General features: G+C 62.9%; 9 protein-coding genes and 2 pseudogenes. 5 read left to right on the forward strand and 6 right to left on the reverse strand.

Annotated elements, in window-relative coordinates; all coding sequences use genetic code 11:
- Positions 1-114 precede the first annotated feature (114 nt).
- Genes IWX85_RS01695 through dapC form a run of 3 tightly spaced genes read right to left on the reverse strand, consistent with a single transcriptional unit; the run spans position 115 to position 3,357 of the window.
- Positions 115-1,263 (reverse strand): PilT/PilU family type 4a pilus ATPase, encoded by a 1,149-nt coding sequence (locus IWX85_RS01695; protein ID WP_036810944.1) that lies wholly within the window; start codon positions 1,261-1,263, stop codon positions 115-117.
- A 47-nt stretch (positions 1,264-1,310) separates the two neighbouring features.
- Positions 1,311-2,138 (reverse strand): 2,3,4,5-tetrahydropyridine-2,6-dicarboxylate N-succinyltransferase, encoded by an 828-nt coding sequence (gene dapD / locus IWX85_RS01700; RefSeq protein ID WP_036810947.1) that lies wholly within the window; start codon positions 2,136-2,138, stop codon positions 1,311-1,313.
- Positions 2,139-2,148: 10 nt separating this feature from the next.
- Positions 2,149-3,357: a succinyldiaminopimelate transaminase gene (gene dapC / locus IWX85_RS01705; protein WP_196868521.1), complete on the reverse strand. Its 1,209-nt coding sequence runs from the start codon at positions 3,355-3,357 to the stop codon at positions 2,149-2,151.
- Positions 3,358-3,796: 439 nt separating this feature from the next.
- On the opposite strand from dapC, the gene smc reads away from it, so the two are divergent.
- The 5 genes from smc (at position 3,797) to def (ending at position 13,007) form a co-directional block, all read left to right on the forward strand.
- A complete protein-coding gene (gene smc / locus IWX85_RS01710; protein WP_036810952.1) occupies positions 3,797-7,342 on the forward strand; it encodes a chromosome segregation protein SMC in 3,546 nt (1,181 codons plus the stop codon).
- 14 nt (positions 7,343-7,356) lie between these two features.
- Positions 7,357-8,436, forward strand: a complete 1,080-nt coding sequence (locus IWX85_RS01715) for a cell division protein ZipA C-terminal FtsZ-binding domain-containing protein (RefSeq protein WP_196868522.1) — start codon at positions 7,357-7,359, stop codon at positions 8,434-8,436.
- A gap of 70 nt (positions 8,437-8,506) precedes the next feature.
- Entirely contained in the window at positions 8,507-10,864 is a 2,358-nt protein-coding gene (gene ligA, locus IWX85_RS01720) for an NAD-dependent DNA ligase LigA (protein ID WP_196868523.1), read from the forward strand.
- 301 nt (positions 10,865-11,165) lie between these two features.
- Positions 11,166-12,305, forward strand: coding sequence for a glutathione-independent formaldehyde dehydrogenase (locus IWX85_RS01725; RefSeq protein ID WP_196868524.1), 1,140 nt, complete (start codon positions 11,166-11,168; stop codon positions 12,303-12,305).
- 162 nt (positions 12,306-12,467) lie between these two features.
- On the forward strand, positions 12,468-13,007 hold the full coding sequence (def, locus tag IWX85_RS01730) for a peptide deformylase (RefSeq protein WP_036813809.1): 540 nt from the start codon (positions 12,468-12,470) through the stop codon (positions 13,005-13,007).
- A gap of 30 nt (positions 13,008-13,037) precedes the next feature.
- On the opposite strand, the gene IWX85_RS20250 is transcribed toward def, so the two are convergent.
- From IWX85_RS20250 to IWX85_RS01740, 3 genes and pseudogenes are all read right to left on the reverse strand, one after another.
- Positions 13,038-13,259: an alanine:cation symporter family protein gene (locus IWX85_RS20250; RefSeq protein ID WP_231379447.1), complete on the reverse strand. Its 222-nt coding sequence runs from the start codon at positions 13,257-13,259 to the stop codon at positions 13,038-13,040.
- Positions 13,226-13,815: pseudogene (locus IWX85_RS20865) on the reverse strand (alanine:cation symporter family protein). The gene IWX85_RS20250 and the pseudogene IWX85_RS20865 overlap by 34 nt, the downstream one beginning before the upstream one ends.
- 161 nt (positions 13,816-13,976) lie before the next feature.
- A pseudogene (locus IWX85_RS01740) lies at positions 13,977-14,519 on the reverse strand (IS1634 family transposase); the annotation flags it as partial.
- Positions 14,520-14,561 lie beyond the last annotated feature (42 nt).

The raw sequence follows: 14,561 nt of genomic DNA on the forward strand, positions 1-14,561 counted from the left end.
CTTGAATTGAAAAATGTGAAGACAGCGGCCAGCGCGCCGGACCAGCCGAAGCAAAGGCCAGACCCCTCTGAAGCAGCCCAGCACACGCAGTGGCCAGCGCGGGAACCATATTCTTCAGTGCCTGACGTCCAAGGTGATCTCGGTAAACGACGGTTCGTCATCCGGGTCGATGCCGGACTCGTCGGCCTTGGGCTTGCCTGCAGTGAAGTCGTTTTCAAGCCGCCACATCAGGTTGGTCGGCGAATCGGCATTCGCCAGTCCTTCCTTGCGTGCCACCGTGCCGTCGGTGATCAGTTTGGCGATGTGCTGCTCGAAGGTCTGCGAGCCTTCGGCCATGGATTTTTCCATGGCTTCCTTGACGCCCGCAAAGTCGCCTTTCTCGATCAGCTCGGCCACCAGCTTGGTGTTGAGCATGACTTCCACTGCCGGAGTCCGGTCGTTGTCCTGGCTGCGCAGCAGGCGCTGGGAAACCACCGCCTTCAGCGCTGCCGCCAGATCGCCGAGCATGGTCGGACGGACCTCGACCGGGTAGAAGCTCAGGATGCGGTTGAGCGCCTGGTAGCTGTTGTTGGCATGCATGGTGGCCAGGCACAGCTGGCCCGACTGCGCATAGGCAATCGCCGCCGACATGGTTTCGCGGTCGCGGATCTCGCCGATCATGATCACGTCAGGCGCCTGACGCAGCGCATTTTTCAGCGCCACTTGCAGCGACTCGGTGTCGCCGCCGACTTCGCGCTGGTTGATGATCGACTTTTTGTTGGTGAAGTAATACTCGATCGGGTCTTCGATCGTCAGGATGTGCCCGGTCGTGGTTTCGTTGCGCCGGTCGATCATCGAAGCCAGCGTGGTGCTTTTTCCGGCGCCCGTAGCGCCCACCATCAGGATCAGGCCGCGCTTTTCCATGATCAGTTCGCCCAGCAGCGGCGGCAGGTTCAGGCTGGCCAGCGCCGGAATCTTGTTCGGGATGTAGCGAATGACCGCTGCGTAGGTGCTGCGCTGGCGAAAACCGCTGATGCGAAAATTTCCCAGCCCTTCGACCGGCAGCGCCATGTTGAGCTCGCCGGTTTCATCGAGTTCCTCGATCCGCGAAGGCGACAGCACTTCGGCCAGCAGCGTGCGCGTGGCATCGGCCGGCAGGATCTGCGAATTGATCGGGATGGACAGCCCGTTGATCTTGATCATGGCCGGCGAGTGCGCCGACAGGTAAACGTCAGACGCCTTCTTGTCCACCATCAAGCGCAGAATTCTTTCCATCGTGCTCATATTCGCCTTTCGCTCACCGTCAGTTTGTGCGCGCGCCGTGATCCGGATTAGTCACGCAGCAGGTCGTTCAGGCTGGTCGTGGCGCGGGTTTTGGCGTCCACGCGCTTGACGATCACCGCGCAATACAGGCTGTACTTGCCGCCGGCCTTGGGCAGGTTGCCCGACACCACGACCGAGCCTGCCGGAATGCGGCCGTAGCTCACCGTGTCCGCTTCGCGGTCATAGATGGGCGTGCTCTGGCCGATGTACACGCCCATTGAGATCACCGAGTTTTCCTCGACGATCACGCCTTCGACGATTTCGGAACGTGCGCCGATGAAGCAGTTGTCCTCGATGATGGTCGGGTTGGCCTGCATGGGTTCGAGCACGCCGCCAATGCCGACGCCGCCCGACAGGTGCACGTTCTTGCCGATCTGCGCGCAGGAACCGACAGCTGCCCAGGTATCGACCATCGTGCCTTCATCGACGTAAGCGCCGATGTTGACGTAACTGGGCATCAGGATCGCGCCCTTGGCAATGAAGCTGCCCCGGCGCGCCACGGCGGGCGGCACCACGCGCACGCCGGTGGCACGCATTTCCTGCTCGCTCAGGTGCGCGAACTTGGTTTGCACCTTGTCGTAAAAACCCAGATCGCCGGCGCGCATCAGTTCGTTGTCCTTCAGGCGAAAGCTCAGCAGCACGGCTTTTTTCAGCCACTGGTGCACCGTCCACTGGCCCACGCCGTCGCGGGTGGCCACACGCAAGGTGCCATTGTTGAGCTGCTCGATGGCGTGCTCGACAGCTTCCAGCACTTCTTTGGGCGCAGCAGCGGGCGACAGGTTGGCGCGGTTTTCCCAGGCGGCGTCGATGGTGGCTTGCAGATTGTCTTGTGTCATTTTGAGTTTTTCAGTGAACTTTGGATTGAATAAATTGGACGATGCGCCGGGCGGCCTCGACGCATTCGCCGGTTTCGGCGACCAGCGCCATGCGGATTCGGCCGGCGCCGGGGTTGAATCCCTGCGCATCGCGTGCCAGGTAACTGCCCGGCAGCACGACGACATTGTAAAGAGCCAGCAATTCGCGGGAGAACGCCGTGTCCGAACCGTTAAACGCTTCGGGCACAGCGGCCCACAGGTAAAAACCGGCGTCGGGCAGGGCCACGTCCATGACTTGCGCCAGCAGCGGCGTGACCCGTGCGAATTTTTCGCGGTACTGGGCTCGGTTGTCCACCACATGCGCCTCGTCGGCCCAGGCGGCGATGCTGGCGGTCTGCACGATGGGGCTCATGGCGCTGCCGTGGTAGGTGCGGTAAAGCAAAAACGACTTGATCAGCGCTGCGTCGCCGGCGACAAAACCGCTGCGCAGGCCGGGCACATTGCTGCGCTTGGACAGGCTGGTCATTGCAATCAGGTTCCTGAAGTCATGCCGGCCGAGCCTGGCGGCTGCTTCCAGTCCGCCCAGCGGGGCTTCATCGCGGAAATAAATCTCGCTGTAGCACTCGTCGGAGGCAATCACGAAGCCGTAGCGGTCGCTGAGTTCAAAAAGCAGTTTCCATTCATCCAGCCCCATCACCGCGCCGGTCGGGTTGCCCGGAGAGCAGACAAACAGCAGCTGGGTTTTTCCCCAAACCGATTCAGGCACGGCAGCCCAGTCAATGCCGAAGTTGCGCGCCGCCTCGCTCGGCGCAAACCACGGCTGCGCGCCGGCCAGCAGCGCCGCGCCTTCGTAGATTTGATAAAACGGATTGGGGCTGATCACCGTCGCGCCCGGCCGGCTCGGGTCGATCACGGTTTGCGCCAGCGCGAACAGCGCTTCGCGCGAACCATTGACTGGCAAAATTTGCGTCGCCGCATCAACCTTCAGCCCACAATAGCGCCGCGCCAGCCAGTCGCTTATCGTCTGGCGCAGCTTGGGCTCGCCCAGCGTGCCGGGGTAGCTGGCCAGCCCCGCCAGGCTGCCTGTCAGCGCATCCTTGATGAGCTGCGGCGTGGCATGGCGCGGCTCGCCAATGCCCAGGCTGATGGGTTGGTAGGCCGGGTTGGGCGTGACATCGGCATGCAACTGGCGAAGCCGCTCGAAGGGGTAAGGCTGGAGCCGGGAAAGCAGGGGGTTCATGGGGCGCGATTATCCCCCGGCCACCTGCTGTGCCTTCACTTGCCCGTCACAGGAGCGGCGCGGCACCCCCGCCTGCGGTTTTCTGCCGCATGCGCTCCCTGGAGTTGGCCGGCAGGGCGACAGAGAACGGGGAAATGGCGGGCGGTTTCATGCTTGGGCCGCATGCTGTTTTACTATGAATTAAATAGCTGCTTGGGTATATTCTTCCTGCGCCAGAGGATTTTTTGGCTAAAAAAATGGTGCGTATTCCAAGGTGGGGGATTGTGGCTTGCGCCGGGGCGCACGGCCTGTGGCGGTGCGAGCCTTTGCTGTTCGAAAAATGACCCTGCGCTCGGGTAACATGGCAAGCCGTGCGCTCGCGCTCCCCGTGTGGCGCGCCGGGTCCGTTGACTCAAAAGCACTAACGCGTTAGCCCCAGGCTCAACAACACAGGTCAGCCGTGCGTCTCAATTCGATCAAGTTAGCCGGTTTCAAGTCCTTTGCCGACCCGACCCATTTCCAGCTGCCAGGGCAACTGGTCGGCGTGGTCGGCCCTAACGGCTGCGGCAAGTCCAACATCATGGATGCCGTGCGCTGGGTGCTGGGCGAATCCAAAGCGTCGGAGCTGCGCGGCGAGTCGATGCAGGATGTGATCTTCAGCGGCACCACCACCCGCAAGTCGGCCAGCCGCGCCAGCGTCGAGCTGGTGTTCGACAATGCCGACCACCGGGCCGGCGGTCAGTGGGGCCAGTACGAGGAAATCGCCGTCAAGCGGGTGTTGACGCGCGACGGCACGTCGAGCTATTACCTCAACAACCAGCCGGTGCGCCGCCGCGATGTACAGGATGTGTTCCTGGGCACCGGGCTGGGGCCGCGCGCCTACGCCATCATCGGCCAGGGCACGATCAGCCGCATCATCGAATCCAAGCCCGAAGAACTGCGCCTGTTCCTTGAAGAAGCCGCCGGGGTGTCCAAATACAAGGAACGCCGCCGCGAAACAGCCAACCGCCTGAGCGACACGCGCGAAAACCTGACCCGCGTCGACGACATCCTGCGAGAACTCAATGCCAACCTGGAGCGGCTTGAAAAGCAGGCCGAGGTGGCTTTGCGCTACAACACGCTGCAGGCCGCCGGCACGCTGAAGCAGCACCAGCTGTGGTTTTTGAAGCGCACTGAGAGCGAAGCCGACCAGACCAAGGTCCGGCTGGAGGCCGAAAAATCGGTCAACGACCTGGAAAGCCGCGTGGCCGATTTGCGCCATGTCGAGGCCGATCTGGAAACCATCCGCCAGGCGCACTATGCGGCCGGCGACCAGGTCAACCAGGCGCAGGGCCGGCTGTACGAGGCGAGCGCCGAGGTGGGCCGGCTGGAGGCGGAAATCCGCTTCGTGGTCGATGGCCGGCTGCGTGTCGAGCAACGCCTGGTCCAGCTGAAAGAGCAATCGGCCCAGTGGGCCACGCGCGGCGAAGATGCGGCGATCGAGTCTGAAAGCCTGGCCGGGCAAAGCTTTGACGCCGAGGAAAAAGCCGAACTGCTGGCGGCGCAGCTTGAAGAGCAGCAGGACCAGTTGCCGGCGCTTGAAGAGGCGTTGCGCCAGGCCCAGGCTGCAGCAAATGGGCAACGCGCCGGCGTGACGCAGGTTCAGCAGCAACTCCAGGTGCTGGCCGCCGAGCAGCGCCATGTTGAAGAGCAACTGCGCATGCTGGGCCTGCGCCACGAGCGGCTGTCAGCCGACCGCAAGGCGCAGGGCGTACCCGACGAGGCACGTCTGGCCAGCTTGAATTCGCAACTGGACCAGGCCCGCCAAGCGCAGATGGTGGCGCAGGCACGCCTGCAGGAACTGACCGAAGCCGTGCCGCAGCTCGACGACACGCGGCGTTCCCTTCAGCAGACAGCCAATGCCGAGTCGGCCCGGCGCGCTGATCTGTCGGCCAAGCTGGAGGCGCTCAAGGCGCTGCAGGAAAAGGTCAGGACCGACGGCAAGCTCAGGCCCTGGCTGGCCCGGCATGGCCTTGAAAATCTGCAGGGCCTGTGGAGCTGTTTGCACATCGAGCAGGGCTGGGAAAACGCGCTGGAAGCTGCACTGCGCGAGCGCCTGGGCGCGCTGGAAGTCAGCCGGCTCGACATCGTGCGTGGTTTTGCCGGCACTGACGCGCGCGGCCAGGCGCAGGGGCCGCCCGCCAAGCTGTCGTTCTACACGCCGCCGCTGGCCGCTGCGCCAGGCCGCGCCCATCCGGCGCTCCAGCTCAAGCCGCTGGCCGACCTGCTTCGCCTGAACGATGCCGGACTGTCGGCGCTGCTGGACGACTGGCTGGACGGCTGCTTCACCGCCCCTACGCTCGACGACGCCCTGGCCGCGCGGGACCGTCTGGCGCCCGGCCAGGCGATCTATGTCATGGGCGGCCATGCAATCACAAAGCACAGCGTGAGTTTTTATGCGCCCGATTCCGAGCAGGCCGGCCTGCTGGCCCGCGCGCAGGAAATTGACAACCTGGAAAAAAGCCTGCGCGCACAAGTGCTCATCAGCGAGGAAGCCCGGGCGGCGCTGGCCCGTGCCGAAGCCAGCTACCTGGATGCCAGCCAGCGTCTGGCCACGGCCCGCCGTGAAGCGGGCGAAGGACAGAACCAGAGCCATGCGCTGCAGGTCGAAGTGCTGCGCCTGACGCAACTGGCCGAGCAGGCGCGTGCGCGCAGTCATCAGATCCAGGCCGACCTGGCTGAAATCGAAGCCCAGCTTGAGGCCTTGCAGGAGCGCAAGATCACTGCCGAGGGCCGGTTTGAAGCGCTCGACATGCAGCTGGCCGACAGCCAGGAGCGCCATGCCCAGCTGGAAGACCGGGTGATTGCCACCGAGCGCCGGCGGGCCGAATCGCGCGAGCAGCAGCGCACGCTGGAGCGGCAACTGCAGGAAGCGCAGTTTGCGCTGCGCACCCTGGCGGCGCGGCGCGAGGAACTGGCGCGCTCCATCGCCATAGCTGCCGCCCAGGCGTCGTCGATTGCCGCCGAAGAAGGCCGCGCCCGGGAAGAACTGTCGCGGCTGACCGATGCCGCGGCGCAGGGCGGACTTCAGGATGCGCTGAATGCCAAGGTGGTGCGTGAAGCCGAGCTGCTGGCCCAGCGCAGCCAGTACGACGACCTGACCCACAGGCTGCGCAGCAGTGACGAGCGCCGCGTCGCGCTGGAACGCGAACTTGATCCGCTGCGCCAGCGCATCACCGAATTCCAGCTGAAAGAACAGGCCGCGCGGCTGGGTTTCGAGCAATATGCCCAGCTGCTAACCGATGCGCAGGCCGATCTGCCGGCGGTTGAGGCGTCGATCCAGGCTGGCAATGTCCGCATCAGCGGCCTGCAGGGCGAAATCGACCGCATCCAACGCGATGTTCAGGCACTGGGCGCGGTGAATCTGGCCGCACTGGACGAGCTAAGCATTGCCCGGGAACGCAAGCAGTTCCTGGATGCGCAGTCGGCCGACCTGAACGAGGCCATGGCGACGCTCGAAGACGCCATTCGCAAGATCGACATGGAAACGCGCGATTTGCTCTCAAACACCTTTGACGCCGTCAACAGCCACTTCGCCCGCATGTTTCCCGAGTTGTTCGGTGGCGGCAATGCCCGGCTGGTGATGACCGGCGAGGAAATCCTGGACGCTGGCGTGCAGGTCATGGCGCAGCCGCCGGGCAAGAAAAACCAGACCATCCACCTGCTGTCGGGCGGTGAAAAGGCGCTGACCGCGATTGCGCTGGTGTTCGCGATATTCCAGCTCAACCCGGCGCCGTTTTGCCTGCTGGACGAGGTGGATGCGCCGCTGGACGATGCCAACACCGAACGGTATGCCAAACTCGTGTCCAGCATGAGCCGCGAAACCCAGTTTTTATTCATCAGCCACAACAAGATCGCCATGGAAATGGCCGAGCAGCTGATTGGCGTGACCATGCAGGAGCAGGGCGTGTCCCGCATCGTCGCCGTTGACATGCAAGCCGCCCTGAGTCTTGCCGAAACAGCCTGAACCCATCACACATCATGAGCACATTACAAATAAGTCTGGCGGTTGGTGGCAGCCTGGTCCTGGTCGGCATCGTTGCCCATGGCGCCTGGTCTGCACGCAAGAACCTGCCCAAGCAAGCCACGTCCAAACCAGCGCCCGGCATCGAACCCGTGCCAGTAAAAGAGAACTATCTTCAGCTGGACGACGGCGATGGGCTGCCGGAACGGCACGAACCGAGCTTTGACACCGATGCCGTTCTGGCCGCGCTGACGCAGCTCACCACGCCGGAGAGAAAACCGGTGCTCGATATCCTGATCGACGCGATGGCGCCGGTCACGCTGGCGTCGCCGGTCGCCGGCGAAGCCGCGCTGGCGGCCATGCCGAGCACGCGCCGGGTGGGCAGCAAGCCCTTTGCCATCGAGGGTCTGCGCGACGACAGCCGTGAATGGGAAATTCCCGCCGCTGGCTATCGCTACAGCGCCTTTCAGTGCGGCGTCCAGCTGGCCAACCGCACCGGCGCGCTGAACGCCATCGAATACTCCGAATTCGTCATGAAGACGCAGGCCTTTGCCGATGCGATTGGCGGAGAAGTCGAGTTTGCCGAAATGCAGGGCGAGGTGGCCCGTGGCCGGGAACTCGACCAGTTCGCGGGCGCGCACGATGCGCAACTGAGCTTCAAGCTGCGCGCCGTGAAGACCGCCTGGAGCCCGGGCTATGTTCAACAATGCGCGGCCGGCCAAGGCTTCGTTCCTTCCGCGACGCCCGGCCGCATGCTGCTGCCGGCCAGCCACACGGGTCATGGCCCGATCCTGGGGCTGAGCTTTGACTCGCAGGCGGCCCAAGCCGAAGACCCCGAACAGACCGCCTTGTATGAAGTGACGCTGTCGCTGGACGTGCCGCAGGTGCTGCGCTCGGAACGGCCATTTGCCCGCATGTGCGAAGTGGCCATTGCCCTGGCGGGCAGCATGGACGGCGTGATCATCGACGACAACGCCATCCTGGTCAGGCCAGAGGCCATGGAGGCGATCCATGCCGACCTGGAGCAGCTGTACGACCGCATGGATGTGCGTGAACTGTCGGCCGGCTCGGCGCTGGGCCGGCGCCTGTTTTCGTGATCTCCTGATTTTTGGATCATTTTCCGGCTGCCTGAGGCGGCCGATTTTTTTGAAGCATCCCGACCTCTCCATGGCCACTCCTGACCTGTTCGCCCAGCCTACGCCGCAGCCTGTGGGGCAAGAAGCCGTGCCGGCACCCGAGCGCATCGCTGCCCTGCGCGCCGAACTCGACCTGCACGCGCAGCGCTACTACGTGCTTGACGAGCCCAGCATTCCTGACAGCGAATACGACCGGTTGTTCCGGGAACTGCAGGCGCTCGAAGCGGCGCATCCCGAACTCCAGCGCCCGGATTCGCCCACGCAGCGGGTCGGCAGCAAGCCTCTTGGCCAGTTCGCCACGGTGCGCCACCGGATTCCGATGCTCAGCATCCGCACCGAAACCGACACCGAGGCCAGCGGTGCCCGGAATTTCGACAACCGGGTGCGCAAGGAACTGGGCTTGAAGGAATCCGACCCGCCGGTCGAGTACGTGGCCGAACTCAAGTTCGATGGCCTGGCCATGAGCCTGCGTTATGAACATGGCGTGCTGGTGCAGGCCGCCACGCGTGGCGACGGCGAGATGGGCGAGGACGTGACGCAGAACATCCGCACCATCCGGCAGATTCCGCTCAGAATAAATGCCCCCACGCTCCCCGCTTCGCGTGGTTCGCTGCCCCCCGAGGGGGCGCTGCGCCTACGGCCCGGCGAAGCCGGTTCCGTGGCCCCTGCTGGGGAATATGGTGGCTCTACGGTCCCTGATTCGCGTGGTTCGCTGCCCCCCGAGGGGGCGCTGCGCCTACGGCCCGGCGAAGCCGGTTCCGTGGCCCTTGCTGGGGAAGATGGTGGCTCCGTGGTCCCTGACTTTCTGAATTCGTTGCCCATCTTTGCCATCCCTGCGGTACTCGAAGTGCGCGGTGAAGTCTATATGCGCCGCGACGAATTCGACGCGCTGAATGAGCGCCAGCGAGAAAAGATTGCGCAGGGCGCCAAGGGCGAAAAAACCTTTGTCAACCCGCGCAATGCAGCGGCCGGCGGCGTGCGCCAGCTCGACCCGGCGATTGCCGCCGCGCGACGGCTCAGCTTTTTTGCCTATGGCGTGGGCGAGGTCACGCCGCCCGAGCAAGGCGGCGTGGCGTTCGGAACCCATTACGCGCTGCTGCAAACCCTAAAATCATGGGGTTTTCCGGTCGCAGCGCAGACCCGGCTTGCACAAGGCGCTACTGAACTGATAGCGTTTCACGACAGCATCCGCCAGCAGCGGGACCGCCTGCCGTATGACATTGACGGCGTGGTCTACAAGGTCAACAGCCTGGCGCTGCAACGCCGGATGGGTTTTGTCAGCCGCGAGCCGCGCTGGGCGGTGGCACACAAATACCCGGCGCAGGAGCAGCTGACCACGGTGCTGGGCATCGACATCCAGGTCGGGCGCACCGGCAAGCTGACGCCGGTGGCCAAGCTGGCGCCGGTGTTTGTCGGCGGCGTGACGGTGACCAATGCCACGCTGCACAACGAGGACGAGGCACGGCGCAAGGATGTTCGCGTCGGCGACACGGTCATTGTGCGGCGCGCCGGCGACGTGATTCCCGAGGTGGTCAGCGTGCTGCTGGAGCGCCGGGTGCTGGACGCGCTGCAGTTCCGAATGCCGCGCCAGTGCCCGGTCTGCGGCTCAGAGGCCGTTCGGGAAGAGGGCGAGGCGGATTACCGCTGCACCGGCGGCCTGTTCTGCGCCGCCCAGCGCAAGGAAGCCATCCTGCACTTCGCCCACAAGCGGGCGGTCGAGGTCGAAGGCCTGGGCGACAAGCTGGTCGAGCAACTGGTTGATGCGGGCGTCATCCGCACGCTGCCTGACTTGTACAAGCTGGGCTTCACCTCGCTGGCCAGCCTGGACCGCATGGCGGACAAGTCGGCCAACAACTTGGTGGCTGCGCTGGAAAAGTCTAAGCACACCACCCTGCCACGCTTTGTCTTTGGGCTGGGCATCAGGCATGTGGGCGAGGCGACCGCCAAGGCGCTGGCCCGCCATTTTGGCCAGCTGGACAGCATCATGGATGCGAGCGAAGCGCAATTGCTGGAGGTTGCCGATGTTGGCCCCATCGTCGCCAAAAGCATCCGCACCTTCTTTGACCAGCTGCACAACCGCGAAGTGGTCGAGCAACTGCGTGCTAGTGGCGTGACGTGGGAAGAGGGCGCGCCCGCTGCCGTCGCGCCCAAGCCGCTGTCGGGCAAGACCTTTGTGATCACCGGAACCTTGCCTGGTTTGAGCCGTGACGAGGCCAAGGACATGATTGAGTTGGCCGGCGGCAAGGTGGCCGGCTCGGTCAGCAAGAAGACCGATTACGTCGTGGCTGGCGCGGAGGCTGGCAGCAAGCTCGTCAAGGCCGAGGCGCTCGGCGTTGCAGTGATCGATGAGGAGGTCTTGCTGACGCTGCTGCAGGGGCTGCCGGGTTGAAACTGGTTTTAATTTTCTTGCCGGTCGGGTTAACCGCATGCGTAATCCGGGGCTCGCATTGATGCTATTAAAAATGTAGCTGCTTGCGCCCATATTCATTGCGCTGGCGGCTGTTTTCATTAAATTTTTATACGGGGGAACGGCTGACGCGCAGTATTTTTCCGCTTTCCGACTTACGAGATCCCCTGGCACTGGCTTACAAGCGGCCGAATGCACGGTCACTAAGGTTGCGAGCTTGTGGTCCACCTGCCGGTGCGGCTACAAACACCATTCCAATCGGCAACTTCAAAGGAAATCCACCATGAAAGCACTGGTCTACCAGGGTCCGCGCGACGTCCGCGTCAAGGAGGTGCCCGACGCCAAAATCGAACGCCCTACCGATGTGCTGGTCAAGATTACCGTGACCAATATTTGTGGTTCGGACCTGCACATGTATGAAGGCCGTACCGATATGGAAACAGGCCGCATTCTGGGCCACGAAAATCTTGGCGAAGTGGTTGAAGTGGGCAACGCGGTCGATCGGATCAAAATCGGCGACCGGGTCTGCCTGCCGTTCAACATTGGCTGCGGCTTTTGCAAGAACTGCGAGCGTGGCCTGACCGGTTTTTGCCTCACTGCCAACCCTGGAACAGCGGGCGCGGCTTATGGATTTGCCGGCATGGGCCCATACAGCGGCGGCCAGGCCGAATACCTGCGCGTTCCCTACGCCGACTTCAACTGCCTGAAGTTGCCGCCCGACGCTCAGGAGAAGGAAAACGACTACGTGATGCTGTCGGACATCTTTCCGACCGGCTACCACGCCACCGAGCTGGCCGGCGTTCGGCCGGGCGAGTCAGTTGTCATTTACGGCGCGGGGCCGGTCGGCCTGATGGCCGCGCATTCCGCGGCCATCAAGGGCGCCAGCAAGATCATGGTGGTCGATACGCACAAGGACCGCCTTGCCCTGGCGGAGAAAGCCGGCGCTATTCCCATTGATGACTCTGACGGTTCCTGCGTCGACCAGATTCTGGCGCTGACCAAGGGCCAGGGTGCCGACCGTGGCTGCGAGTGCGTCGGCTACCAGTGCTGCGACAAACATCGCAACGAAGTACCCAACCTGACCATGAACAACCTTGTGAAAACAGTGCGGGCTACTGGTGGCATAGGCGTGGTCGGCGTCTTTATTGCCGAAGACCCGGGCGCCAAGGACGAGCTGGCAAAGCAGGGGCAGATGGCGTTCGACTTTGGCCAGTTCTGGATGAAAGGCCAAAAGATCGGCACCGGCCAGTCCAATGTCAAGGCCTACAACCGCCCGTTGCGCGACTTGATCGAGGCCGGTAAGGCCAAGCCGTCGTTCATCGTTTCACATGAGCTGCCGCTGGACCAGGCGCCTGAAGCCTACAAGAATTTCGATGAGCGCAAGGATGGCTGGACCAAAGTGCTCCTGCGACCGGGCGCTTGACGAATTTATGCTTTCTTGGCCTGCTCGGGGTGCAGCCAAAGCCACGCCAGCCGTGGCACTGGGCCCAAGCGCAGGCAGCAGCCTGGTTCGTAGCGCATTTGACGTGAGGCGATGTTTCGAGCGCATGGGCGCCAGGTGCCGTCAGCCGCTATGCTTGCGGCCATGACCATTCGTGAAATTCTCAAAATGGGCGATGCGCGGCTTTTGCGTATCGCCCAACCCGTGGCAGCCTTCGATACCGACGCACTGCATGTCCTGATCTCGGACATGTTCTACACCATGCAGTCGGTCAATGGCGCCGGCCTGGCAGCCCCGCAGATTGGCGAAGACCTGCAGGTGGTGATTTTTGGCAGCGACCAGCTGAACCCGCGCTACCCTGATGCGCCGGTCGTGCCGCGCACCGTGCTGGTCAATCCGGTCATCACACCACTGGGCGTGGAGGAGGAAAGCGACTGGGAAGGTTGCCTGTCGGTGCCCGGCCTGCGCGGCATGGTGCCGCGTTTCTCGCACATCCGCTACACCGGCTTTGACCAGTATGGCGACCCGATCGACCGCACAGTGGACGGTTTTCATGCGCGCGTGGTGCAGCATGAATGCGACCACCTGATCGGCAAACTGTACCCTATGCGCATTCGCGACCTGAGCCAGTTCGGCTACACCGAGGTGCTGTTTCCGGGCCTGGACGCCTCTGCCGACGACTGAGCCAGCAGCGCCCTCAGCTTCGTGATGACTTCACTTGGAAGCCGCCATCTTGTAGCGCACTGGCACCGATTGGGCCTTGCCCGCAAAGTAGTCGGTGGTGACCTTCCTCACCACCGGCGACAGCAGCACCAGCGACACCAGGTTGGGAAAAGCCATGCAGGCGTTCAGGGCGTTGGCCAACAGCCAGACAAAGTCCAGGTGCGTGACCGAGTCAACCATCACAAACAGCGTCCTGAACGCGCGGTAAGGCATTTCGACTTAGCTGCCGAACAGGTAGGCCCAGCATTTTTCAACGTAATCGGCCCAACCCAGAAGGGTGGGGCAGGCAAACACCATCTACACCACGCCCGATACCCAGGGCGAGATGGCAAAACTGGCGGTAAGCACGGCGGCAATGCAGTGTTGGACTGCACCATGTCGCGTATGCCAAAGCCGGCCAGGCCGCCGAACAACGTAAAGACCGCGCATAGCCAGGCCCTGCGCTTGCCCAGACCGTACTTGATGGCAAACATGGGTCCGCCCCTCCGCTCGCCATACTCGTCGGATTTGCGAAAATGCATTGACAGCAACACCTCGGTGCACTTGGTGGCCATGCCGACCAGCGCTATCCTCCACATCCAGAACGCGTGCCCGACCCGCCCATGACAATGGCCGTGGCAACGCCGGCAATATTGCCGTGTCCCACGGTAGCGGCCAGCGCGGTTGTCAAGGCGGCATAGGGAATGATTTCACCCTTGGCGCCCGACTCGGGTTTGCGGCCTTTTCGGACCATGCGAAAGCCGGTGACGATGCGCAAAATCGGCATCATCTTGAACGCAGCTGAAGAAACAGGCCGGTGCCGAGAATCAGCCCCGGCATGGGCGGGCCCCAGACGAAGTCGTTGAATGCCTTGACGATCGAAGTCCCCCGACCTCGACAGTTAAACGCGTAAGTCATTGATCCATATAGGAGTGCGATGCAATCGCTCCACTAGAAAAGGGTCAACTGGGTGTTCAGAGTGGGTTTTTTGACAGTCAGTGCAGACAAAATATCTGAGTGTTCCTGGTTGACCGTGGACAGGCCGGTCACCGGTTGCGTGTTGTTGAGCGTCACTTGGTGATGCTGAATCCGGCGCAGCTTGTCCAGCGCGCGCTCCGGTGAGATGGGGGTGGCGCTCGCCCGCAATCTCGATCGCATCACCCGGTACAGAATCAGCGCCATGAGGCAGATCGCTGCGTGGGCGCGAATGCGCTCGGGCAAGCGGTGGTAGATCGGCCCAATCTCGATCTCGGACTTGAGCACCCGAAACCCGCGCTCAATATCGGCCAGCGACTTGTAGCGTTTGATGACCTCAGCGGGCGCAAAGTCCGGCGCATTGGTCACCAGCAATAGTTTGCCATCCATCAAGCGCGCATGCGTCAAGGCGCGCTCGTCAAGATGGTAGCTAAACAATTCACTCTTGAGGTCCACCTTGATGATGCCCCGGGTGTCAGAATTGTTGTCGCATCCAATTCTTTGATGGCTAACTGCCCGACAGCTTCATTTCATGACCAGAACACCGCATTCACATCACTC

This window comes from Polaromonas sp. CG_9.11 (genome assembly GCF_015752225.1).
Lineage (GTDB): Bacteria > Pseudomonadota > Gammaproteobacteria > Burkholderiales > Burkholderiaceae_C > Polaromonas.